The sequence below is a fragment of the Rhodococcus sp. IEGM 1370 genome, from assembly GCF_033142325.1.
Lineage (GTDB): Bacteria > Actinomycetota > Actinomycetes > Mycobacteriales > Mycobacteriaceae > Rhodococcoides.
This window is the reverse complement of record NZ_JAWLRY010000008.1, coordinates 160661-185661: the sequence shown is the minus strand read 5'-3', so window position 1 is coordinate 185661 and position 25001 is coordinate 160661. Positions and strand designations below refer to the sequence as shown.

Below are 25001 nucleotides of genomic sequence, written 5' to 3'. Positions count from 1 at the left end.
ATCGTCGATCCTTCCCACCAAGCTGAGCTCGGCGTGTCGAACCAAGGACCGGATCAACCGTTATTCAGACAGTCCCTCGCACCCACAATTACCTGACAGTTAGAGCGGCGAAAGAAGAACGATACGTAACACATTCGTGCATGATGTGCCCATGACTACCAGCGTCGTAGCTGCGACCGAGTCCGGTGTGACCGCGATTGCGGTGTGGACCTTGATTCTCGTCGTCATCGCTGCGCTCGGTGCCGCGTTGGCTGCGCTGAGTGTTCGACGCGTGGGCGCGAAGGAGGAGGTGATGTCGCGGGAGTTGGCGGCGTTGCACACCGCCGTCGATCGTCAGGTGCGCCAGTCCAGCGACAACGACTCGTGGAACCGCGACCAGGTGACCGCGCGATACCAGGAACTACTCTTCGCGCTGTCCAACGTCGATCGGGTTGTTGCCGAGGAGATTTCGGCAGCGGTGGTCTCCACTCCGGTCGGCGACCTGAAGGCTGCGACACGGTCTTTGGACAAGGCCTACGACCAACTGAATCTGGCGCTCACCGCCGCACTGGTGGTCGCACGCAGGCGCGTCCATCCGTTGGCGCTCGAGTTGTCCACGGGCATCGATCGTCGGGTGTTCGCACCGCTCGCTCCCGAAACCGGAATCCCCGCTCCCGCACACGAACGTCTGCAGAGCGAGCATGCCTACATCACCAGAATGCACTCGTTGCTGCTCAAGGCGATGCGCGCCGATCTGGGTCTGCTCGATCCCAGCGCCGAGGCGACACTGATCTTCACGACGAAGGAAGTGGAATCCGGTGTACAGGCGGACCGGTCGACGGCAGCCGGCCGCAGTGCCGTGCAGCTGATCGATCTGCTCGAGGATTTCGGTGTGATGCCATTGCTCGGGGCCGAGGACGACTTCGTCATGTCCGACGCGTTGCTGGTCCAGTGCGAGGAGCTCTACAGCGCGGTGAGCCCGAACTTTCAAGCGGTGCTGCGGCACATCGGCGACGAAATCCATCTCGCGATCAAGCCCGATCTCACCGACGATCGCCTCGAAGAGATCTACGAAATAGCGGTGCGACTGGTCGAAGCCGGATTGCGCGGAAACATCCACCGCAGAGACGGATTGGACGGCAGCAGCCTGTTCCTCATCGACCCGACCCACAAGGCGGGAATGGATCGGGTGTAGTTCGGACCTACTGCGCAGTCCCGCGCGAGCGGTGACGGACGAGCACCAACGCAGTTCCGATGACCAGCCCCACTGCGGCACCCCACGCCAGATACGCCTCGGTGTTCGGATTGATCGGTGCATCCGACGCTTCGGCCTGGCTGTACATCTTCAACGCCACTGAGGGAGCCCCGCCATCCTCGGGAGCCTCCAGGTCCGCAATAACTGCACTCAACTCTGTGGCCATAGTGTTCGCAATATCGGCCGCGAGCTCCGGCGAGGAATCGGTGGCGACGATGTCGAACACAACGGTCTCTGGCGAGTAGGTCATCGTCACCTTGTCGTCCAACTCCGCCGGAGTGAGATCGAGTGCTAGATCGGCGATCACTGCCGACGCAACAACGTCGTTCGTCACCAATCCCGCATACGCCGGAATCGCCTGTTGCGAGAACAGGTTTCCCTCGTACACATCAGGGCTGTACTTCGCCCCTGAGGTAGAGACGAACATATGCGCACGCGATTCGTATACCGGTGTCGTCAGCAAGGTGATCCCGAACGCCGTTGCCATCGCCAATGCGATCGACACCGCGACCACGCGCCAACCCGCACCGATGATCGTCCCCACACTTCGCACCCACATCGCGAGGGCTCTCGCTATCAGCTTCCCACCGGCCGGAAGCCCGCACCCGGTGCCCCCGATGCACTCAGCAATCGCATCGATTCCGACGCCGATGCGTAGGCGGTGGGACTGAGCAACGGAACGCCCGAGGCATGGCTGGCGATCCCGACGAGCGTGGTACCTGCCACCAGCGGTGCCCCGGAGTCGGCCCAGACGGTGACGGCATCGGGCATCAGGTCCCCGCCCCGGTTCTCGACAATGGTGCCGCACGTCAGTCCGCTGCCAACTCCGCTCTTGCAGACCGGCTGACCCACCGATCCGGTCCCGATGTCCGTCACGGTGACTCCGCCCAGACTGGACACCGGCGTGACCTTGGTGGGATCGAGGACGATGACGCCGTAGTCGGGTCCCCAATGCCCGACGGCCGTGGTGCCGACCGGGGCCGTGGGCGATCCGACGAGGGTGACGGGCAGACCCGTACGCAGAATGCAGTGGCCTGCGGTCAGGGCGACGAGTCGGCCGGCGTCGTCGTATCCGACGGCCGCGATGGAGCAGGCGGTGAGGTCGTCGATGCCTCCAGTGGTGACGAAGCCACTACCGGGTCCGACGACCGGAAGAGGTGCCGCAGCAGCGGTTCCGGGAGCCATCGCGCTGACGGCCAGCACCGCGGCAGCGAACAGTCCACTGACACAACCGAGTTGGGCCTTCTTCATTATGCGGATTCCTGTCCGGTGATCGTCGGGCCGGGGCGTAAGTGTCCTCAAATCCTGGCACAGATGACTCGCGCACGTGTACCGGGTGAGCGTTGCACGCGACAATACCTCCATGCGTACGACCACACGGCTAGGAGCATTTCAAGCTTCGTGCGCCCGATTGCATGGCCGCCCGAACGTTCGATTCTGTAAAGTCTCGACGCATGGCATACGGGTACGCGCGCAGCGCTGGACAACATCTCGTCGACCACCTGCGAGAGACCTTGATCGCGGCGTGGTACGAAATGGAAGACAAGAACGAGTTACCGACGAACGCGGAGCAGTACGCCGACTCGGCACTCCACACCGTCTTCGATGCGCTGTCAGGTGGCGTTGCGACGATCAACCGACAGAACGGCCTGTACCCCACTGACCCACGCGACCCTCGAAACGACAAGCTGTAGACGATTCTCGTCCGCTGGCGTGACCCCATCAGGGAGTCGAACAACCCTGTGCGCGAGCTCGCCGATGCGCCGGTCATCGCTGCCGCACACTCGTGCGGGTCATCGGACGGTCTCATCTACGGGAACGTGTTGCATTGCCCGCGCGGGTGCCTCCTAGATCCTTATTGCGCGAAGTTTTGGACCCGCCGCACCAAGACGGCCCAGGCAGTGTCGGACAGCTTGCCCTAAGCCGGTCCGACCGACTGAGCACGTTTGGCGAGAGCAGTAAGAGCCTGCTCACGCTTCGAGTTGCTCAGCGGGCCGCTGGCAGCATGCACTATTACTGCGTGCGCAACATCCCGCGGTTTCTGGAGCACAAGAGGTAGTGGCGGGTGCGGATCATCTGCGATGCCAAGATTGACCTCGCGAACATCTAACACGGTTACTGACGCCACCCCGTTGTCCGGGGCGTTCTTCGCGTCCTCCCACGTGAAAGAGTTGTCCTGCAGGATCGAATGCCTATAAACGGAACAGCCGTCATTCTTGTTGAACTTGAAAGCGCCCCTGCTGAAAACGATGCTGCCGTCAGTCTCGTCCACCAGAACCATGTGCTCCATTGGGATCCTTGGCACACGTCTATACAGCATGTCATCACCGGGAATGGTGAGGTCGTCTGCCTTGATCACAGGGGGCGCGACAGGAGGTCCGGCAGTCACTAGATCAGAATGCGCTTCTGAACTTTGGGGCTGAACTCCTCCAGAAAACGACGTGCTTCGTTGATCAACCGGGCGACTCCCTTAGCGTCGAACATGTCAACATCTGAATCGAAGCTAAAGAGCTCGTGGCCCTGGGGGGATAGCGCCCAAGCCACGATGTCACCGTCAGCCGAAACTGATAACGACATGTGATTGCCGCCGATCAACCACTCAACATCAACGCCCCCAGTCCTTTGAGGCGAGAGTTGCGGAGTCGCGAGGTTGTCTTCAAAAATGAATGCGTCGACGAGCATCAGAACCAGCTTCGCCACGCTAGGCGCTACGGGTAAGCCACCTTCCTCATCCCAGTCACGTCGGAGTTTCATTAGCTTGACCAATTGCTTCTGGGTATACCCCATAAGGGCACTCCGAGACACAATGGTGTCAGTGTTCCAGAATCCCCAACTCCCTGAAAGGAGAGCGTGACTATCGACCAAGAAAGTTGATGCTCGGACAGGGGCCATCGTCGCGTTCCCTGGGAGTTCGCATGCGGTCGTCATAGTTTGATCTCCCACCTTCGGTGCATCTTCGGGGTAGTCAACTGAGCGAAGCTAGTTACTCCGATCGCGTGAGCGCGGCCAAGCGCTTCTTGTATAGGATTCGCATCCTCATTGATCACCGTTACTCGTGTGATCAACGTCATTGAGACACGGTTAATCTCACCGGGTGTGCGTGACACTGAGATCCTCTGCTCGCCCACAGCATCATCCTGGTTTTTCCCATCGAGTTTCATGACCAGCTCAATGGAAGGTTCCGCAGCTTTCATTTGAAACTGGTCGGACAGGATGGTCAATACGTCGAAAAGCGTCTCGTCAGGCTCCAAGTAGAAAGCATTTACGAAGCTCACTTCTGCTGTGATGGGTTGTAGCGGTCCAAGCCCGAAGGCCTCCACCTGCTCGGCAAATCGTAGCCAGTGACTGTCAAACCTCGGCGCTAGGTATCTATAACGGGGATATGACTCGGAATCACTTATCCGTCTCCAATTAAGGATGAAACGGTCACCCTGGATCTGGATCAGCTCGGTGTTCGCTCTGTTCAATAACCACAAACGTATGGGTGGGACGCCGGCGCTGACCTCAAAGTTGAACCCTGCGGGACCAAACGGACCGCCAGTGGGAGGAAGCGCGGGCTGTTCTTGCACGATCGGATAGTCGTTCGCCCAAGTCCGCGCAACATCTACAAGCGGCACGACAGTCAGCGCAGGGAGGGGAAGGAACTCCACTCCCATAGCCACCTCGACTACAGGAGGCTGGGCAAACGAAGGCAGCGCCATCGCACTCGGCCCCATGTCAACCATGCGACAACTCTAGCCACAGATAGCTCGGCTCGTTCACGTAGCTCCATTCTGACTCGTTTCAGAACTTTCGAAACGGCACGCACACCCTCTCATCTGTCAGAACAACGTTCAGCTGTAAGGGATCGTTCCGCTCGTCGCTGAGACCGATCTGAGACACCTGCTGCCCGCGAACGTGATGCAAAACGCCCGTACTCGCGCTAGCCCGCCATGGAAGCTAGATCGACTACGACGTCGGCCGCGTGAGACACCTGCTTGTCTCGTTGCAACCATTGCGATGGCCATCTCGGAACCTAGATGTAGCCCGTCAACGTCTGCGGTTCCGATTCCCGCCGGCGCTGCCGAGACTGTGGATGCAGCGGCGTTCTCAGTCGTCATCTGCGTAGCGGAGACGACGACCGAGACGTAGGAGTAGTACCGGGAGGCCGATGTGCCCGCACCTGCCACGGTGATGATGCGACCGCGGTCGGCTCTGCTGAACGCGGCTGTTGCCCTGGTCGTCGTGCTCAACCCCGATGTCATGGCGGCGTCTGTGGCGATGCGATTGCCCAGCTCCCAGTTGCCTGAGTTGCGTGCGCTCGACGGCGTCTGCAGCCTCAAAATACTCCTCCAAAGGGGTTTCCGGCCGCGCCCGCCCGTACGACCACTCCGTTGGCAACCCCCAGCGAGCGCAGCGAAGGTTGTCGGGTGCAGTGTGGTGCGGCGTCTCGGATCCGGTCGTTGTACTGAACTCACGGCGCATTTGACGCCTTGGTGGCCTGCCCCGCTTCGGTCGACCACCCATCTGTCGACAGCGAAAACGGTGTCAGCGTGGTCGCCAACAACTGGCACCCACTGTCCGCCTGATGTCGCCACCCCTTGATCGAGTCGGCTGCGAGGTGGACGAATGTGCGGGCTGTTTCCCAGGTCATTGATTCCGTACTTGCAGATGACATCGGTGCATCCGGGCATCTAGGACCGGCGTCGGAAAGACTTCTGGATCAGCACGAACTCCACCGCGCGCTCGCCCGCATTGGCGCGGTTGATCGTGGGAATCCTGCGGTGAACAGGGCGCGGTTGATGTATCCCCAGTAAGCGTTTCAGTCCAAAGCGACCGACTTATCGCCCTCGCCGCGCCGATCGAGTCACCGAGTACGCCGACAATCCGAATCAACTCGGTGCTTGACTCCGACAATTGCAATCGGGCCGTAAGCAGGGTTGTTGCCGATGGTGTTTACGCTGCCGGAGCTGTTGCCATTCAAGGAGGGGCAGTCGGCGTGGTCGGTCAGGGGACCTGTCGCCCGCCCATGCCGAGTGCGGTCGAGCCAGAGATGACGCGACCGTATTTGGTGGCGGCGTCGGCGAATTGCTTCGTCGATCGCGAGGATGTCCATCAGGCGTTCACGGTCTCACTAGACGCGACGCGACCGCACTGTCGCGGCTGTACATGGCGGTCTTGCCCGCCTTGATCTCGGACTGAATGCACCCCGCAGAGTCGCGGGCATAGGTGACGGAGATGGCGTTCTGGACAGCCGATGTGATCCGACCGGCACTGCCGCAGGTGAGCTCGGTCTCCACTTGGGGCGAATAACGTATGTCGACTTCCACTTCTGGAGGGAACCGACGGCCAGATCATCGAGGCACCAGCCGTGACGAGGCAACTAGTGGGGGCCGACGACCGGCCCGGGTGGCGCAACAGCGGTGCCGGTGGACGTCGCGATGAAAGCCAGAACCGAGGAAGTGAACAGTCCAATGGCAACAAAGCGCCGGACATTCTTCATAGTGCCCGCCACGTCATCGGCCAACCATCCGATTCCGAATAAGCACAGCAACTCCCATCCCGATCGAAGCCAGGATCAGCGGTGCGGCTATTGCCATGTTCGCACCGACGGCGAGGAACAGGATGAGTAGCGCCAGAGCCGCGAGGAAATACACGGCCGCAAAACTGGGTGCCCCAGAAACTGTGTGCATGGAATCCCCAACGTCAGAAGCAGTCTCATTCGGACCGGCGGACGAGAAAAATCGCGGACATGCCCCTCGCCGTTAGCCAGGGTACTAGTTTGACTCGTTAGTCAAGTGTCAGTCGCACACTCACTTCTCGGGTATGTCTGCAGCGGCCAGCGTGAATTGCACGACGTCGATGCGTGAACTCTTGAATCGCGCTGACGAGCCGGTGAGGTATTGCACGTATTTTTCGTACGTCGCCTCCGAGGACACGGCAATGGCCTCGTCGCGAGATGCGATCAGTTTCTCGGCCCAGGTATCGAGTGTCCTCGCGTAGTGCAACCTCAGAGGATGCTCCCGCAGCAACTCGAACCCGGCGTCGGCCGCCTTGGACTTGATCACCTTGACGAGCGTCAACTGTCCGCCGGGAAAGATGTCGCGCAGGATGAAGCGGGAGAAGTGCGCATCCTCACGGGTGAGTCCGCCGCCACCCGAGGCCGGGTCGGGTGGCGTGATGACGATGGTGTGCAACAACATTCGCCCGTCGGCGGACAGTACCGAGCGGCACTTCGCGAAGAATGCCGAGTATCGGTTACGCCTGAAATGCTCGAACGCGCCGATGCTGACGATCCGGTCGACGGGCTCGTCGAATTCCTCCCACCCCTGCAACCGAATGTCGACGGTGCGGTCGGTCGACAGCTCGGCCACGACGGTGCGCCCGTGCTCGTACTGATTTCGGCTCAACGTGAGACCGATAACGTTGACGTCGTACTTCTCGACGGCCCGCTTGGCGAGAGCTCCCCAGCCACAGCCGATGTCGAGCAGCGTCATCCCCGGCTTCAAGTCGAGCTTGCCGAGGGCGAGGTCGATCTTGGCCGTCTGCGCCTCCTCCAGCGTCATGTCCTCACGCTCGAAGTAGGCGCAGCTGTACGTCATACTCGGGTCGAGGAACAGTGCGAAGAACTCGTCCGAGAGGTCGTAGTGCGCTCGCACGTCATCGACGTACGGCTCCAATTGTTCGCTCATCACGCCACACCTTTCCCCACAGCATCGGTGCCGATCACTCGGCCTAGTGCACGGGCACCGAACTCGCCCAGCATGTCTTCGTGTTCCACATCGACCCGGTGAACCGACATCCGCCCGCCCACGAACTGCGTCCACTGCTCCGCACCGTGCGAGCCGCGAGCGGCGAAGAAGTGCACCGGCCCCACGAACACAGCAGGCTCGTACGACGCCACCCAGGTGGGAGCCTCCGCGACGGGACGATACATTCGCCGCAGATGATCCACGGTGAGAAACGCCAGTTCACTTATGTTCTCGCGCAATCGATGCACGATGGTCTCGAACGAGTCACCCTCGACCCCGAGCTGACGAGCAAGGTCGTCGATGCCGAACTCTGCGGCACCCTCCGGTGCAGAGAGCTGCGCGTCGACGAGCGCCAACAGCGCGACGTCCTCACCTTCCGACTGCAGTTGCGTCGCAGCAGCATGCGCGATCACGCCGCCGAGCGACCATCCGAGCAGGTGGTAGGGGCCGTGCGGCTGAACGCCTCGGATCTCGCGCACGTATCTCTCGGCGAACTCCTCGATCGAGGTCGGCGCAGCGTCATCGTCGGCGATACCGGGCACCTGAAGCCCGTACAGCGGACGTTCGGTCTCCCCGAGCAGCGAGAGGTAGCTCCACGCGATTCCGATGGCCGGGTGCACACAGAACAGCGGCTCACCCACCCCTTCGGTTCGCAGCGGTAGCACCACATCGAAGGCACCGTCCGCACCGTGATCGCCCGCGTCGAGTTGGGCTGCCAGCGCCGAAATAGTCGGATGTACGAGCAGCAGACTGATCGGGAGCCGACGGTCGACCCGGTCCCCCAGCGCATCCATCACCTGCACCGCCGAGAGGGAGTGCCCACCGAGATCGAAGAAGTTGTCGTCCACACCGATGTCCTCGCCGGCCATCTGCAGGACGTCGGAGAACACGGCATGTACCAGTACTTCGTTCGCGGAGACCGGGGCACGTCGTTCGGTCGACATGATCGAGGGCTCGGGCAACGTGCTCGCATCGACTTTGCCGGACAACGTCATCGGCAGTGCATCGACGACGGTGACGGTACTGGGCACCATGTACGCCGGCAGTGTCCTGGCCAGGAACTCGCGAGCCTCCCGTGGTTCGACGCCTCCCACCACGTAGGCAGCGAGCGACTGCCCACGACCGATCACGCTGGCCTGACGCACATCTCGGTGACGCAGCAGTGCCGCTTCCACCTCGGACAGCTCGACGCGATGACCGCGAACCTTGACCTGCGAATCGACCCGACCCAGATACTCGAGTTCACGATCGCTACCCCCAACAACCCAGCGCACCAGATCGCCTGTCCGGTAGAGCCGACCGTCACCGAACGGATCGGCAACGAAGCTGCTCGCCGTCGTTCCGCTCTGCCCCAGATACCCTTCGGCAAGGCCGGCCCCGCCCAGGTAGAGCTCCCCGACGACATTGTTGCCCACCGGGCGTAGACGGGCATCGAGTACCACCGCGTCGAAGCCGCGAACCGGTCCGCCGATGGTCACCGGCACCGCCGCGCCCCACGCACGCTGGTCCGTGGTGCAGGTGCTCATGACGGTCCCCTCGGTGGGGCCGTAGGCGTTGAATACCGAGCGTCGACGCGACCATCGTTGCAGCAGTGCCGAATTGGCTGCCTCACCTGCCATGACGATCACTCGAAGCGACGGCACGGCCTCCGCATCGGTCACCTGCAGGACGGTCGGCGTGAGGCACGCGTGGGTCACCTGGTATTGCTCGATGAGCGCTTCGAGTTCACGCCCTCCGTGCACCTCGGGCGGAACGATCACCGTGCTGGCTCCCGCACCGACGGCCATCAGTGTCTCGAAGATCGACGCGTCGAAACTCGGCGACGCGAACTGCAGCACCCGCGATCCCGGCTCCACTCCGAAGAGATCTCGTTGGCTCTGCACCAGATTCGCGATGCCGCGGTGCGTCACCCGCACGCCCTTGGGCACCCCGGTCGAACCGGAGGTGTAGACGACGTAGGCCACGCTGTCGAGTGGTGCATCGCGACCATCGACACGATCGCGCTCGTCGCCGGTGACGCTCATCCAATCGGCACCGACCGAATGGAAGTCGGCAGCCGAGATTCCCGTGACCGGGGCAGCGCGATCCAGGATCTCCTGCACCCGAGCCACGGGTTGAGACGGGTCGATGGACAGGAACCCGGCACCGGTCTTGGCCACCGCCCAGATCGCGACGAGGTAGTCGACGGAGCGAGGATAGGCAATCGCCACCAGGGCACCGGGCCGAGCACCTGCACGTATCAGTCTGTCGGCCAGCGCATTCGACTGTCGGTCCACCTCACGGTAGGTCAGCGATCGCGAGCCCTCGATCACCGCGACATTGTCGGGCCAACTCTGCACTGCCTGCTCGAACACTGCCGCCAGCGTGAGTCCGGGTGCGCTGTCGCGATGGGAGGTAACGGCCGACGGGGCGTGCCCGAACTCCGCGCTGCCCAGCCGAATGTTCGGCCGCGTGGAGACCATCGTCAACACCTCGGTCAGACGCTCGGCGAGTCCGCGAATCACCGATCGCGAGAACCGTGCGGGCGAGTACCCGAGATGGCCGATCAGTCCGGCCTCGGACTCGTCGACCAGGACTTCGAGGTCGAACTGCGTGTCCGTGATGTCCACGCGACGCGGGGTGATCGACGTCGACCCCAGTTCGATTGTCGGAGCTGCCGTATCACCGAAGGCCAGCAGCACCTGGAACAGCGGATGGGTATCGACTGCGCGCGTGGGCTGCACAGCGTCCACCACCTGCTCGAACGGGACGTCCGAGTTCGCGAATGCATCGAGATCCCGGTCGCGGACCGCGGTCACGAAGTCCTCGAACGTCGACGACGGATCGACCTCCGTCCTGAGCACGACGGTACCGACGAACATGCCGACGAGGTGATCGAGTGCCGGGTCGGTTCGGCCACCCACCGGGGTCCCGATGGCGATGTCCTGGGTACCACTGGCTTCTGCGAGGACGGCGGCCAACGCTGCGTGGACCACGACGAATACCGTTGCGCCCACACGATGCGCGAGCGAACGCAGCAGCGTGAGGGTGTCCGGGCCGACAGAGAACTCCACGGCCGTCGCATCGGCCGAGGGATCAGGGGTTCCGGTCGGCAGGTCGAGGAACTCCGGCACGCCGGCCAGGGTGCGACGCCAGAACTCGAGCTGATCCGACGCCACGGCGTCGAGCACATTCCGCTGCCACACTCGGTAGTCCGAGTAGTCGACGGCGAGAAAACCGAATTCCGGTGTCGATCCGGCCATTCGGGCCAGCAGGGCGGTCTCGACGTCTCGGGCCAGCGGACGGAGCGAGAGGCCGTCGACCGCGATGTGGTGCGCAACAACGGACAGCACCCGCTCGCCGCCCCGATCCAGCAGGCCGAGTCGTAGCGGTGCTTCGAGAGTCAGATCGAAGCCGTGCAGGGCCAGAGCATCGTGCCCTGCATGAGCATCGTCCAACGTCGACAGCACGATCTGCGGGTCGAGAACAACGGTGACGGGACCGTTCGCGGTCGACGGGTACACCGTGCGCAGCGGTGTATGCCGTTCCAGCACATCGGCTATCGCGGCGCGCAGAACATCGAGGTCCAGATCTGCCGGAAGCGGTACCTCGACGGCGATGTTGTACGCGGCCGAGGTCGGGTCGTATCGATTCTGCAGCCAGATTCGGCGCTCGGCCGGGGCAAGACCAGGGTACGACCGCGCGTCGGGATTGTGGACCAGAGCGGGAAGCGGAGTGTAGTTCTCGGACAACAACTCGATCGCCGACGCGAGCTGCTGCGCCGTGGGAGATTCGAAGACGGTCCGCACCGGAACGTGGGTACCGAGCGCCGCGCTGATGCGGGTTGCGGCACGCGTCGCGACGAGGGAGTCCCCGCCGAGGACGAAGAAATTGTCGTCGACGGCAGGATTCTCGATGCCCAGCAGGTCGGCGAAGATCCCGAGCACCACCTCCTGCGCCAGGGTGCGCGCCGCCGCCGAATCGCCGCCGGGAAGCGCCTCCGAGTACAGGGCGGCGAGATCCACTTTGCCGTTGCCGGTCAGCGGAATACCGTCGATCCGGGTGATGACCGCCGGCTGCATCGACAACGGCAGTCTGTCCAGCAGCCACTGCGCAGCGCCCTGGCCATCGAGACCCACCACCCAGGCGTGAATCCTGTTCTCACGCACCGCTGTCACCACTCCACCGACGTCGGGATGCGCCGTCAGTGCACTCTCGATCTCCCCCAGTTCGACGCGCACACCGTTGATCTGGACCTGGTCGTCTCGGCGCCCGCGGTAGTCGAGCATGCCCGACGGCTGCTGCCGAACGAGATCACCGGACCGGTACATCCGCGTGCCGTCGGGTGCCGCAACGAAGCGCGCGGCGGTCGACGCCGGGTCCGCGTGGTAGCCGCGAGCCACGCCCGAGCCTGCGAGGTACAGCTCCCCGACGCCCCCGAGTGGCACCGGGTGCAGTCGGTCGTCGAGTACGAGCGCTCCCACATGATCCAGCGGCCGACCGATGGTGACCGGTTCCCCGGCACGCAACGACTCTGCCAACGTGGCCACCACCGTCGCCTCACTGGGACCATAGGCGTTCAGCATCGACCGCCCGGCCGACCAGTCGTCGACGACACCGGTGCCCAGCACGTCACCGCCGACGGCGACGGTCTCGATCCCGGGGGTCGGCGGCACGGTGGCGAGCACCGCGGGTGTGGACAGGTAGTGGGTGACGCGATGCGCCGTGAGGAAGGCCGACATCTCGTCCCCGCCGAGTAGGTCGGGCGGCGCGATCACCATGGTCGCCCCGGCCCCGAAAGCAAGGACGAGTTCGAGAACAGCGGCGTCGAAGTTCACCGAGTAGCCGTGGAGCACGCGCGAACTCGAGGTCACGCCGTACCGCGGAATGACCTGCTGCGCAAGCGAATACACACCCTGATGCGTCACCACCACGGGCTTGGGTGTTCCCGTCGAACCCGACGTGTGGATCACGTAGGCGGGGTGCGTAGGTTTCAGCGCTGCCAGGCGATCCGCATCGGTCAGGGCCAGGTCGCTGAAGTGCTCGGCCTGCGTCTCGTCGAGCCCACGCACTGTCGGCTCCAATCCGCCGAAGCCGATCTCGATGTGCCCCAGCATCTGTTCCCGGCGAGCGGCCGGGTAGCGCGGGTCCACGGGTACGAACGCGCCGCCGGCCTTGACCACGGCCCACAGCGCGACGATGTACTCGGCCGAGCGTTCAAGAGACAGGGCGACAAGAGTTTCCGGTCCGACGCCATGTGCGATGAGCAGCCGCGCGATCCGGTTCGAGCGAGAATCGAGCTCGGTGTACGTCACCGATTCCAGGCCGTCGATGGCCACAGCACCGGACATGGCTGTGCCACCGCTCAATACGTCGAGCAGCGTGCCGTCGGGCATCGACGACGGCAGCGCTGGCGTGTCGGCAAGCGCAACATCACCGACGACAAACGCCGGGTTCGCAACCGCTGCGTTCAGGATGGCCAGAATCACAGACGCGAAGTGTTCGACGGTGGCCCGCTGGTAGAGGTCCACCGCGTACTCGATCTGGCCGGTCGACGACGCCGAATCACCCTGCTCGTCCGCAAGGACGAGCGTCAGATCGAATTCCGAGGTGCGAGTAGGTACCTCGAGCACCGAGACGGGCAGGTCCTCGACCGATCGGTGCGGTGCATTGTCGAATGCCAACATCACCTGGAACAGCGGATGCCGGTCGAGGGATCGATCGGTCGCCAGGGCGTCGACGATGCGCTCGAAGGGGATGTCGGAATGCGAGAAGGCATCGAGGTCTGCGGTGCGGACCGCGTCGAGCAGGGACGCGAAGCTTCCTGATGGGTCCACAGTGACTGCGAGAGGCAGGGTTCCGACGAACATCCCGACCATCTCGTCGAGTGCTTCGTGTCCTCGCCCTGCCGTCGGAGATCCGACCACGACGCGGTTCGAGGTGCCGAAGCGGCTCAGGGCGGCGGCCACGGCGGCGTGGACGACCATGAACGTGGTCGAGTTGGTCCGTCGAGCCAGCTCACGAATACCTGAGTGCAGGTGCGACCCGATCTCGAACGGAACTGCGTCCGTTCTCATCGATTGCACCGCAGGCCTGGGGAAGTCCGCAGGTAGCTCTGCCGCCGCGGTGTCGGCATCAGCCAGAACCGACGACCAGTACGAGAGCTGTTCGTCGGCAACCGAATCCACCACTGCCCGGTTCCATACCGCGTACTGACCGTACTGCGCGCGCAGACGTGGCCAGGTGGGCGCGTGACCCGCTGCCCGAGAGGCGTGGGCGAAAGCGAAGTCGCGTACGAGTGGGTCGACCGACCACCCGTCCATCGAGATGTGGTGCACCACCACCACGACGACGGTGTCGCCGGATTCCTGCACGCGCAGAAGCGTTGCGCGGATGGGTACCTCGGCCGAGACATCGAAGCCCTCGGTCGCGGCTGCTGCCACAGCGGAGTCCAGATCCCGCTCGGAGACAGTGCGTTCGGGTACGTCGACGAGGACGGTATCGGTGGGCCGCACCACCTGCCGCGGACCGTCGTCGTCGGCCGGGTAGTAGGTGCGCAGGGCTTCGTGTCGCTCGATGACGTCGCGCAGAGCCGTCACAACCATCGAGGGATCGTCACCGGCTCCGACTCGCACTGCGACCGGCATGTTGTACGCGGGCGATGCGGGGTCGAACTGGTTGAGGAACCACAGCCGCTGCTGCGCGTACGACAGCGGGATACGCCCCGGCACAACGGTATCGAGTAGTTCGAGTGACGGCTCGGAAGAAGAAGACGCGTCGATGGCCGCCGCGACTGCGCGGACTGTGGGGTCGGCGAACAATACGGTCAACGAGATTGCGGAACCGAGGCGTGCGAGAACGCGGGTAGCACTGAGCGAGTCACCGCCGAGCTCGAAGAACGAGTGCTCGCGCCCCACCTTCTCGACACCGAGGACGTCGGCGAAGGCTCCCGCCACGGTGCGTTCGGTATCGCTCTGCGGTGCAACGTATTCGGTATCGACGAATGCGGTGGGGGCAGGCAACGAACGACGGTCGACCTTGCCGCTCGCGGTCATGGGTAGCGCATCGAGAACCACGACAGTGCTGGGAACCATCCATGCGGGCAGGCGGTTCCGGAGATGACCGTCCAGCTCAGCCGAGCCACCGGTGACGTACAGAACGAGTCGGTTGTCGCGCACGACGGCCACAGCCGCGGTCACTCCCGCACACGATGCTGCCGCAGACTCCACCTCACCGAGTTCGACACGACGCCCGTGCAGCTGGATCTGCTGATCACTGCGGCCGAGGTACTCCATCGTGGACCCGTCGAACGACCGACGGACGATGTCTCCCGTGCGATACAGCCGAGCTCCGGGTACCCCCGGGTCTGCGACGAACCGCGTCGACGTCACACCCGGCTGCCCGCTGTAGCCGCGGGCGAGTCCGTCGCCACCGAGATAGAGCTCGCCGACGCCTCCGTACGGCGTGGGCCGCAGGTGCGCGTCGAGCACCAATGCCCGGACACCCGGCAGCGGCGCGCCGATCGTCACCCGTTCGGCGGCGCGCATCGGGTCGGACAACGTGGCCAACACCGTCGCCTCGGTCGGCCCGTAGGCGTTGCGCATCGTTCGATCGGCCGAGACGAACCTGTCCCGCAACGCGGGCGGACACTCCTCACCTCCGACGTCGAAGACGTCGATGGAGCTGAGGTCGTCCGGGTCCAGAGTGGCCAGCACTGTGGGCGAGGTGATCAGGTGTGTGATCTTCTCGCGGTCCAACACGCCGGCAAGGGCGGGACCGGCGTAGACGTCGGCCGGAGCGATCACCAGGGTGGCACCGGCAACGAACGCGGCAAGGAGCTCCTGGATGGATGCGTCGAAGACCGGAGACGCCGCCTGCAGTACGCGCGAGTCGGGGGTGACGGCATATCGGTCGACGACGTTGGCTGCGAGTTGCGCGAGCCCACGGTGAGTGACGCTGACGGCCTTGGGTTTTCCCGTCGAGCCCGAGGTATGGATGACGTAGGCCTCGTTGTCGACGTGCAGGGTCAGTGGCGTGAACGCAATCGGGTCGGCGTCGAGCAGGTCCTCGATGAGCAACCATCGGACAGTGCCCGGAAGGTGGTGCACACCGGCGCGAGTCGTGATGCCGAATTCCACGTGCGCATCGGCGAGCACCGCAGCCAACCGCTCGGCCGGCTCGGTGGGGTCGAGTGGAACGAACGACGCGCCCGCGAGTGAGACCGACCACGAGGCCAGTAGGGATTCGTAGGAGCGTTCGATCGCGACGGCAATTCGTTTCTCCGGTCCTGCACCGATCGAGACGAGTTGCGCAGCAATGTGTTCCGCGACCCGGGTGAAGTCGTCACTGGATTGATCGACTCCGGTGGCCCGCACCACCGCGCCGGTCGTCAGCAACGAGGGCAGCAGTGCGGGGGCTACGGTTGCCGTGGACTGCGCGTCGAGCAGCGCGGCCTTCTCCTCGGCATGGAGTACTTCGAGCTCGGACACCGCGAGTCCCTCGGGGGCGTGCACCACCTCGCGCAGGAGTGCCAGGAAGCGTCGGTGGTGGGCCGCGAGTTCGTCGGTGCTGTAGAGGGCCGGGTTACCGAGGAAGTCGACGCGGGTGCTGGTGCCTGCGACACCGGGGTACACGTTGACCATCATGTCGTCGATGGGGCCGCTGGAGAGCACGCGGTATTCGCCGATGACGTCGCCGAGCCGAATTGTGCTGTTGTACATCATGATGTTGACCGTGGGACCGAACACCCCGCGTCCGGCTGCGGCGCTGCCGGTGCCGTCGCCGGTCGCCCGCTGCATGTCCTCGACGCGGAACCGCTGATGGCGAAGTGCGCCGGTGAGTTCCACCTGAATCCGTCGTAGGAGTTCCGCGACGGTGACCCCTTGTTCGACGCCGATGCGCAGCGGCACGACGTTGGACATCATGCCGGACGATTCCCGCAGTTTGGTGGTCGCTCGGCCCGATACCGGCAAGCTGAGCATGACGTCGTCGGTGTCGGTCATGCGCGCGAGGTAGAGCGCGAAGGTGGCGAGCACAACGGGGACGTCGGAGGAGTTGTACCGATGTGCCACGGCTGCAACGGCTTCGGCGATGTCTGCGTCCAGCACAGCACCGACACTCACCGTCACTCCGCTGGGAGCGGCCGGTTCACTCGGGCTACCGGCCAGCCTGGGGGCTTCGAGGTGGCCGTCGAGTCGACCGAGCCAGTACTGGCGGTCGGTCTCGTAGCGGGAGGAGTTGGGGTACGCGGCCTCGTAGTCGTAGATCTCCCGCACTCCGATGGCGCGGGTCTTCGGGATCTCGGTGCCCGAGGTCAACGCGGTGTACACCGCAGCGGTGCGCTCCTGCACCGAGATTGCGCCGAGTCCGTCCATCACGATGTGGTGAGCCCTGCTGTACCAGTAGTAGTGGCAAGCGCCCACCTGGATGATCTCGGACGCGATCAGTTGGTCGCGAACCAGATCCACCGGTTTCCGGTACTGCTCGTCCATGTACCGCTGGGCATCGTCGATGGGGTGGTCGCGGTCGGTGAAATCGCGGTAGATCATCGCGTACGGCACCCGCAGGTCCGACCACTGGTACGGGTGACCGTCGTCCACGCCGATCCGCACTGCAGGCGATTCGAGCCGCCGGCAGGCAATGTCCGTTGCACGAATCAACACGGCCGGATCGATGTCGCCGTGGATCTCGACGTACTGAGCGATGGTGAACGGCACGTCCGGTGCCAACTGCTGGGCGAGGTAGATGTTCATCTGAGCAGCCGACAGGGGGAAGCGGCCATCCTCGAACCGCTCATCCGCCTCTGGCGACACTCCCGACCTCCTCAACGCACACACCGTCACAGCTACGATTCGGCCGGCGCGCCGCTCATCAACTTCGATCTTTGATCGCCCATTACAAACTAGTCGACCCGGTGTGAATGCTCTACCTGGATCGAGCGACCGGTACGCCAGATTGCCTACTCCCCTTTAGGCTGTGCACTCGAATACATTCCTCGACCGAGAGGCCACCGACGATGGCAACCAGTTCCACCGATACCCGCGGTCGGAAATCGGGCAGAAAGCGGCCGATTCTCGTCACGGTGGGGGTATTACTGGTCATTGTCATCGCATTTCTGGTGTGGCTCGGTTACGAGGCCTATACGGCGCAGTCGAGCCTGACCGCCACCCGCGATTCGGCCACACAGGCCAAGGACGCGCTGCTCGACGGCGATTCGGCCGGGGCCGAGGCAGCGGCGGCGCGAGCCTCCGACTCCGCGAACGACGCGGTCTCGGCAACGACGTCCATCCCGTTCTCCATTGCCAAAGCCGTTCCTTACCTCGGCAGTCCCCTGAAATCGGTGGCGCAGATCAGCGATGTGGTGCAGGGGTTGGCCGTGGACGTGCTCGCCCCCGCGTCGGCAGCGGGTGCCAGCCTGAACCCGAGCAGCCTCGTGGAGGGCGGCGGCAAGGTGGACACCGCGGCCCTGCGGGACGCGCAACCGGTACTGCAGCAGACCTCCGCCGCAGCCGACGAGCTCAGTGAACGGGCCCAGCAGGTGGACGAGCCCGCCTTCCTCGGCGTGGTGGCCGAGGCTCGCACGTCGCTGATCGATCAGACACACGACCTCGCGAATCTGCTCACCAACACCCGGATCGCCAGCGAACTGCTGCCGTCGATGCTCGGCGACAACGGCCCGCGCAGTTACTTCCTCGCGTTCCAGACCAATGCAGAGGCTCGGGGCACCGGCGGCTTGCTCGGCGGCTACGGCATCATTCGGGCCGAGAACGGTACGGCCCGGGTCGATACGCTCGGCAGCAACAACGAACTCGAGTTCGCGGAGCAGCCCCTCGATCTGGGGCCTGAGTACAACGCACTGTGGGCTCCGCGCAACACCACCACCGACTTCCGTAACTCGAATGCGAGCCCGCACTTTCCGTATGCCGGCCAGATCTGGTCTTCGATGTGGACCGAGCAGACCGGTGAGGCGCTCAACGGCGCTATCGCCACCGACCCGATTGCGTTGAGCTACATCCTCGGTGCCACGGGCCCGGTCACGTTGGCCGACGGTGAGCAGATCACGGCCGACAACGTTGTGGAAATAACCCTCAGCACGGCGTATTCCAGATTTGGCGACGACCAGTTGGCTCGTAAGGCCTACCTGCAGGAGATCGCCGCAGCAGTAGTGCAGAAGATGACGACGGGTGCCGCACCCACCAGGGCTCTACTCGACGCGGTGGGCCGCGCCGGCAGCGAGGGCCGTATCTCGGTGTGGAGCGCAGACCCGGCCGAGCAGGCAATTCTGGCAGGCACCAAGGTGGGTCACGTGTTGCCGGACAGCCCGGCACCGTACGCCAACGTGGTGGTCAACAACGCCGGCGGCAACAAGCTCGATTACTACCTCACCCGCGACATCAAGTACTCGGCGGAATCCTGCACAGCAGGTACCCGCAAGTCGACGGTGACGGCCACGCTCACCAACAACGTGGATCCGAACGGCCTGACGCCTTACGTGGCGAGCACATTCCAGCCGACGGCGGAGTACGGCACCAACGAGTCGATCGTGTACCTGTACGGCACTCAGGGCGCGAAGATTACGTCCATGAAGGTCAACGGCATCACAGGATTTTCCATCCAGGCCGGCACCGAGCTGGGCCGGCCGGTGCAGGCTGCCTACCTCACCATTCCGCCGGGCAAGTCGCAGACGGTGACGTGGGAACTCGAGGAGCCGACCGTACCAGGCGAGGCAACGGTGCCCGTGCAGCCGTTGGTGGATGAGCCGACGGTGAGCATCGACGTTCCGCAGTGCTGAAGATCCGCGGCGTTCTCGTCACAGTCAGCGAGACGGTAGTGCGGTCTCCGGAAGACTGACCTACAGTTTCGTTCGTGAGCGGAAAAAAGCGAAACGACGAGATAAGGCCGCCAGAACAGACACATCCATTTCTTTGGATTGTGCTGGTGATCCTTGTAATTGCCGTTGTGGCACTGTTCGTTCTCGCCGAGTACGAGGGTCGGTTCTGACGACCGGTAGCGCGATGAAGGACGAGGCGGCCGGACATCCGCTTACGTCGTGCGCTGTCATTCAATCGAATGAACTTCCACCACCGCACTGCGCAAAAGAACGCGCCTTCGGTGCGTAACGCTTGTCGAGTTCGTCTTCCGAGCGGGGCATAGCGCCTGAAATGTCCTGCTGCACGGCATTTTTGGCACAACAATGCCGTGCAACTTCGACGATGCAATCAACGAACGTGGCGATGACCCGCGCGGGGATTGTCATCAGTGCAAGCGGAAGGCCGAAGCCCAACTCTTCGCTATCGAGCTGAGTCCGGCCTCCTGATAGCTACTTCCGCAGTCTCGGGTTGTCGGTGCCGTTTCTGGGCAAAGTCTCCGGCCGATCGGATCGGGGGTAGTTCTCGGATTCCCGCGTTGACACGGGCGTCCTCGGACCGGCAGCAGGCGATGCGGACGCAGACCGAGGGGAAGACTGCCGCGCCTGCGGAGCATGCGCCGGTGCGGGAGTGGGTGGGGCAACCGGTGCCAGTGACGCAGCGGGTGCCTGAGGTGCAGGGGCAGGGGCAGGCACCGGCGGTGTCACTTGCTTGGGCAGGTTGGTATCGGCGGTGTAGTTGTACGAGTAGCTGTACATGTCGCCCTTCTTCGAGGGCGTCAATGCCAGCACCACACCGAGAACGTGCGCGCCGATCGTGTCCAGATTGCCGATGGACCTGGACAGTTCGTTGCTCTTCGTATGTCCGTAGCGGGTCACCAGAAGGGCACCGTCGGCATGGGTCGTCAGCACGGCCGAGTCGGTCACCGGCAACAGTGGTGCGCCGTCGACGATCACGTAGTCGAACTTCGAGCGCAGTTCCACCAGCATGGCGCGCGAGGCTTCCGAACCCAGCAGCTCGGACGGGTTCGGCGGAATCGGGCCCGACGCCATGGCTTGCAGACCTTCGTACTTGGTCGGCTGCAATACCTCGTCTACCTTCGCTTGTCCGGCAAGCACGGTACTCACACCCACCGAACCGATGAGGCCCATGTACTTCGAGATGCGCGGACGCCGCAGATCGCCTTCGACGATGACTACGTGGTGGCCGGCCTCGGCAAGAGAGATTGCCAAGTTCAGCGCAGTGGTCGTCTTTCCCTCACTCGGAATCGCACTGGTGACGACGATGACGCGAGGCGGGTAATCGACTTCGAGGAACTGCAGGTTGGTGCGGAGCTCACGGAAAGCCTCGGCGCTGGCCGACTGCGTAAGGTCCTGAAAGTCGACGGCCGGGTGCGTTTTGCGCTCCTTGTCGAACGGAATGGTGCCGACGAGCGCCTTGCCGGAGATCGCTTCGATCTCGCGGCGATTCTTGATGGTGTTGTCCAAACGATCCCGCAGTACCGCCAACGCGATGCCGAGCAACAGTCCTACCGCAGCACCGAGGGCGAGGTTGCGCTTGGTCTTGGGACTGACCGGGGTTGCCGACGCGTCGGCCTGTTGGAAGGTCTTCACCCCGGCCGACGGGGTTCCCCCGTCCTCGGGGGTTTCGAGCTCGCGCACCTGGTTGGTCAGCTCGGTCGCCATTGCGTTGGCAATGTCGCGAGCCCTCGCGGCCGACGCATCGGTGACGGTGATGTCGAACAGGACGGTATCGGGAGTGGACGACGCCCTGACCTTCGCAGCGAGCTGCGACGCCGTCATACTGAGCGGGAGTACATCGAGAACTCGGGCGGCCAGCGCTTCACTGGTGACCAGTTCGGAGTAGGACGCCACACGTTGCTGTGAGAACAGGTTGCCCTGGTACGTCTCGCTTACCGAGGTTCCACCGGACGTGGAGACGAACATTCTCGCGCTCGACTCGTAGAGCGGAGTCGTCAACAGGGAGGTGCCCAGGGCCCCAAGGATCGCTACGACCACGGTGACGGCGATGATGATCCACCTCGCCCTCAGGATTCTCAGATAATCCTGTATCTCCATGATTCGCGCTCCTCGTTCGTTTCGTACTACCCGCAACGTCTGACTGCGTGGCTCAATCGTTACATAGCTGCTTGCTTTCCGTGCACCGGACGAGCCCAGGCGTAACACTCGTCAATTCATTCGTTCGATACTTGAGCACAAATAAGTCAATTCCCCGTTGTGACGTGTCACCGGGGAACCGAGCCCGATTCATCCGCGCGAACTTCACCGGTTGGCATTGTTTCATCAGTACGGCTGTGCAGAGACGATAGACAAGAAGGCACCCGTCGCATCACTCACGGTGATCCCTACCACCGGCTGGCTGCCCGCGTTTTCCACCCGGACCAGCTGATGTCCCCGACGCGATAACGTAAACACGCTATGCGGCACCGGTGAAGAACCCCAATGTGACCCCGCCTGCCGCGTAGCGCGGCAGGCGGACTGATCGCCGATGCCGACTTGTCGGCCTCCTCGTCAATCTCGGCCTGGATCGTCCGACGCTCTGCTGTTATGTCCGATCCAGAGCGGCGCAGCCACCGCCGATTCGTTTACTACGTAGTGCCGCCCCGGCGTTCGCGAATCCTCCGGTACAACCAACCATCGATCGTCACACAGTGCACCACACTCAGTGCGGAGGCCCCTCGTACGGTTGCCGCGCTGCGACGCCGGCGTACGTGGCGAGGTGACCGGCTGATTTGAATGCCGAACCGTCGCCGACTTCGAGGAGGATGCGTGCTGCTGTTCTGATTCCGATGCCTGGCATCGAGATCGGGACCGAGGAAAGAGGGTGGGCATCGAGCATCGCCTGGACGTCCACGGCGATTGTTTTCCATTGTTGCAACGCCTCTTTGAGCGAGTACGCGGTTTGGGTAGAGCAGTCTCTGCAAGCCGCGCGGCCCCGGGCACCACTACCGTCTGAGACTTGAAGGCGGCGTAGATCTCCGCAACCAGTCTTGCCCCCATCCTGGGCGCGTTTTTGGCGGCCATAGCGGTCAGTTTCCCTCAACCAGCAGCGCGGATGCCGGCAGGGCCACCGCAGCGGGACAGGATCTCGAGCACTGCCGGGTGTCACATGCGGTCCAAGGAATCGTTCGAGCGCGGGATTAACGCCGGTCTGCAGTCCGCGGATTCGGTTGCTGGTGCGGGTTGCATCACCGGCGAGATTGTCATCGAAACCGATCAGGACATCCAGCTCGGCGAGTGTGTCATCGCCGGTAGCTACTCGCCGCAGCGAAAGGGGCATGATCCGGGCCGTGTCGGCGATGATGGACGTGTCCCGCGCAATAGTTTTCGCTTGCCCGGGATACAGATCTGCGATGCGGCGTATGGACAAACCTGGAAGGTACGCGACCTGGTGACCGCAGGAGCGGCCGACGGTGACCGGTAGGGCGCCGATCGTGTTGCGCTCATCGACGACGATCAACAGCGGCCCGCGTGTGGCGAGGCGGTCAAAAACTGCGCACAGTCGGGCCTCGTCATTGGGCAAGGCTTCGCCGTAGAGACGAGTTACGTCGACGGCGAGACCGACAACGTTATGTTCGGATTTCGCACGTCGATGCCTCAAAACAAAACCACCTCGTGTCCATGAAACAGTCCTTCATCCGGTTACCACCGGTCGCCGATCCGACGTCGACACCCACGTTATGAAGAGACCTGCTCACGATCAACGGCCCTGTCCCTATCAGCGGTCTTTCGACGCCCCCCACACCCGGCGACATCACGCCCCGGATCATTGATGACGTGGGCGAGAATTCATACCAAGTCTGGCGACCGTAGCCCTCGGTTTCAAGGACCAGCTAAAAGATAACGGGGATGGTCTCAGATCGGATCCCGTTCAGGAGCACTGCAGGCAGCAGCCAACCCTTTTCCATACCCATTCCGGATTCGGAGTACTTAGTCGCTTCTCTGAGTGACTCGTACAGCACGGGCATCGGTGCATCGGTGCTTCGCTGAATGAACAGCGACGATGGGCGCTAAGTCGGCGGCGATGGGATGGTCGGAGCTCAACCTCGCCCCGGGGCGCGCCTCCAGGTAAACCACGAGCCATCCCGGACAGAAGACCGACTACGGAAACATGGTAGGCGTGATTACCGCATCCCCGCGAGGCATCGCCGTCTTATCCGGTGCCACAATGATTTAGAGGCCGATACCGCCAGGATCACGGGATCGTTGACTTGTAACTGTTCAATGCCATCAAACCTGCGACACCGCGCGCCCAACGGTAGCCGCTATTAAGACATTTATGCCTCCGATGTACCGGCTATCCGCGCCGGAATCCCCACGGCTGTCGCTGAATCTGGCACGTCTATAAGGACTACCGCATTGGCACCCACCTTGGCGTTATTGCCAATTTTTACCCCACCTAAAATCCGCGAACCGGCGCCCAATAATACCTCGTTACCAATTATCGGATTCGAAAGATCGCTAATGGAACTGATGGACTCGCCGATTGTGACTTGCTGCAAGACGGTCAGCTTCGCGCCAGCCGACACCGTCGACCCAACGACTATGCCATTTGGATGTTGCATCATCAGTCCCGGTCCAATTACACAACCTGGAACAAAGTCGGCTCCAGTCAGAAACAAGTTCAATGATCTAATAAGGGTTTTCAAGATTCCGAACCGAGAAAGCGGCGAATTTTCCTGCAGACGGAGCAGCGCGGTCGATCGGGCCCCAGGGTGGACTACGAATATACGCAACATCGAGTAACGACCCAACGCCGGATTGGGTACATATCGCTCGAAGTCCCGACGTAGGTAGGTAAAAAAACCGCGCCAAATATCCATATCAGCTCGCACCGCTCGCAATCCGATCTCGACCATCCGTTTACCTCTCTTCGTCTTTATGAGACTACAGCAATGCTCTGCGATTGCCCTGTCGATCTGCGCATAGACGCTCTCCAGCCCCTGCTGCGGCCCGCCTGCCGCGAAAGCATTCACTCACCAGGCATCGCGCTCCTCGCAACAGCTCAGCGCTTCGACAGTTAGTAAACTGGCACTCCAGCTAGTGACCGTAACCAACGTCTGAATCTCTTGGGCACTCGACGTCCTAAAGGACCCGCTCCGTAATCTTGACCCTGCGAACAACTCGGAACGCGTGTTATACCTGTTGATAGACGACCGGGTCTTCACGG

The 25001-nt window shown here is 63.0% G+C and carries 14 protein-coding genes and 1 pseudogene; 4 read left to right on the top strand and 11 right to left on the bottom strand.

Features of this window, described 5'->3' with window-relative positions; all coding sequences use genetic code 11:
* The first annotated feature begins 151 nt into the window (after positions 1-151).
* Positions 152-1174, top strand: a complete 1023-nt coding sequence (locus R4P47_RS13480) for a hypothetical protein (RefSeq protein WP_269596876.1) — start codon at positions 152-154, stop codon at positions 1172-1174.
* Between the two features lie 7 nt (positions 1175-1181).
* On the opposite strand, the gene R4P47_RS13475 is transcribed toward R4P47_RS13480, so the two are convergent.
* Positions 1182-1778 carry a hypothetical protein gene (locus R4P47_RS13475; protein WP_317549466.1) on the bottom strand — a complete coding sequence of 199 codons (597 nt, stop codon included), beginning with the start codon at positions 1776-1778 and terminating at the stop codon, positions 1182-1184.
* 32 nt (positions 1779-1810) lie between these two features.
* Positions 1811-2485, bottom strand: a complete 675-nt coding sequence (locus R4P47_RS13470) for a hypothetical protein (RefSeq protein WP_269596874.1) — start codon at positions 2483-2485, stop codon at positions 1811-1813.
* Between the two features lie 203 nt (positions 2486-2688).
* Here R4P47_RS13470 and R4P47_RS13465 point away from each other — a divergent pair, with 203 nt between their 5' ends.
* The gene (locus R4P47_RS13465) at positions 2689-2928 is read left to right on the top strand and encodes a hypothetical protein (RefSeq protein WP_269596873.1); all 240 of its coding nucleotides are present in this window, start codon (positions 2689-2691) and stop codon (positions 2926-2928) included.
* A 224-nt stretch (positions 2929-3152) separates the two neighbouring features.
* Here the strand turns inward: R4P47_RS13465 and R4P47_RS13460 are convergent, their stop codons facing one another.
* The 5 genes from R4P47_RS13460 to R4P47_RS13440 all read right to left on the bottom strand — a co-directional run bounded on the left by R4P47_RS13460 (position 3153) and on the right by R4P47_RS13440 (position 17756).
* On the bottom strand, positions 3153-3524 hold the full coding sequence (locus R4P47_RS13460; RefSeq protein ID WP_269596872.1) for a hypothetical protein: 372 nt from the start codon (positions 3522-3524) through the stop codon (positions 3153-3155).
* Positions 3525-3622: 98 nt separating this feature from the next.
* Positions 3623-3934 carry a hypothetical protein gene (locus tag R4P47_RS13455; RefSeq protein ID WP_283347933.1) on the bottom strand — a complete coding sequence of 104 codons (312 nt, stop codon included), beginning with the start codon at positions 3932-3934 and terminating at the stop codon, positions 3623-3625.
* Between the two features lie 224 nt (positions 3935-4158).
* Entirely contained in the window at positions 4159-4959 is an 801-nt protein-coding gene (locus tag R4P47_RS13450) for a TIGR04255 family protein (protein ID WP_269596752.1), read from the bottom strand.
* A gap of 2067 nt (positions 4960-7026) precedes the next feature.
* The gene (locus R4P47_RS13445) at positions 7027-7905 is read right to left on the bottom strand and encodes a cyclopropane mycolic acid synthase family methyltransferase (protein WP_317784987.1); all 879 of its coding nucleotides are present in this window, start codon (positions 7903-7905) and stop codon (positions 7027-7029) included.
* The gene (locus R4P47_RS13440) at positions 7905-17756 is read right to left on the bottom strand and encodes a non-ribosomal peptide synthetase (protein WP_317784986.1); all 9852 of its coding nucleotides are present in this window, start codon (positions 17754-17756) and stop codon (positions 7905-7907) included. The genes R4P47_RS13445 and R4P47_RS13440 overlap by 1 nt, the downstream gene beginning before the upstream one ends.
* A gap of 203 nt (positions 17757-17959) precedes the next feature.
* On the opposite strand from R4P47_RS13440, the gene R4P47_RS13435 reads away from it, so the two are divergent.
* Together R4P47_RS13435 and R4P47_RS13430 are read left to right on the top strand one after the other, a co-directional pair.
* A complete protein-coding gene (locus R4P47_RS13435; RefSeq protein ID WP_317784985.1) occupies positions 17960-19735 on the top strand; it encodes a DUF4012 domain-containing protein in 1776 nt (591 codons plus the stop codon).
* 74 nt (positions 19736-19809) lie between these two features.
* Positions 19810-19944, top strand: coding sequence for a hypothetical protein (locus tag R4P47_RS13430; protein WP_317784984.1), 135 nt, complete (start codon positions 19810-19812; stop codon positions 19942-19944).
* A 61-nt stretch (positions 19945-20005) separates the two neighbouring features.
* On the opposite strand, the gene R4P47_RS13425 is transcribed toward R4P47_RS13430, so the two are convergent.
* The 4 genes and pseudogenes from R4P47_RS13425 to R4P47_RS13410 form a co-directional block, all read right to left on the bottom strand.
* Positions 20006-20200, bottom strand: a complete 195-nt coding sequence (locus R4P47_RS13425) for a hypothetical protein (RefSeq protein WP_317784983.1) — start codon at positions 20198-20200, stop codon at positions 20006-20008.
* Positions 20201-20263: 63 nt separating this feature from the next.
* The gene (locus tag R4P47_RS13420) at positions 20264-21889 is read right to left on the bottom strand and encodes a polysaccharide biosynthesis tyrosine autokinase (protein WP_317784982.1); all 1626 of its coding nucleotides are present in this window, start codon (positions 21887-21889) and stop codon (positions 20264-20266) included.
* 637 nt (positions 21890-22526) lie between these two features.
* Positions 22527-23432: pseudogene (locus R4P47_RS13415) on the bottom strand (IS110 family transposase); the annotation flags it as partial.
* 676 nt (positions 23433-24108) lie between these two features.
* Positions 24109-24690, bottom strand: coding sequence for a serine O-acetyltransferase (locus tag R4P47_RS13410; protein WP_317784981.1), 582 nt, complete (start codon positions 24688-24690; stop codon positions 24109-24111).
* Positions 24691-25001: the final 311 nt, after the last annotated feature.

Coding starts and splice junctions, on each gene's coding strand:
- R4P47_RS13480 (WP_269596876.1), top strand. CDS start 152: ATGACTACCAGCGTCGTAGCTGCGACCGAGTCCGGTGTGACCGCGATT.
- R4P47_RS13470 (WP_269596874.1), bottom strand. CDS start 2,485: ATGAAGAAGGCCCAACTCGGTTGTGTCAGTGGACTGTTCGCTGCCGCG.
- R4P47_RS13465 (WP_269596873.1), top strand. CDS start 2,689: ATGGCATACGGGTACGCGCGCAGCGCTGGACAACATCTCGTCGACCAC.
- R4P47_RS13460 (WP_269596872.1), bottom strand. CDS start 3,524: ATGGAGCACATGGTTCTGGTGGACGAGACTGACGGCAGCATCGTTTTC.
- R4P47_RS13450 (WP_269596752.1), bottom strand. CDS start 4,959: ATGGTTGACATGGGGCCGAGTGCGATGGCGCTGCCTTCGTTTGCCCAG.
- R4P47_RS13445 (WP_317784987.1), bottom strand. CDS start 7,905: ATGAGCGAACAATTGGAGCCGTACGTCGATGACGTGCGAGCGCACTAC.
- R4P47_RS13435 (WP_317784985.1), top strand. CDS start 17,960: ATGGCAACCAGTTCCACCGATACCCGCGGTCGGAAATCGGGCAGAAAG.
- R4P47_RS13425 (WP_317784983.1), bottom strand. CDS start 20,200: ATGACAATCCCCGCGCGGGTCATCGCCACGTTCGTTGATTGCATCGTC.
- R4P47_RS13420 (WP_317784982.1), bottom strand. CDS start 21,889: ATGGAGATACAGGATTATCTGAGAATCCTGAGGGCGAGGTGGATCATC.
- R4P47_RS13410 (WP_317784981.1), bottom strand. CDS start 24,690: ATGGTCGAGATCGGATTGCGAGCGGTGCGAGCTGATATGGATATTTGG.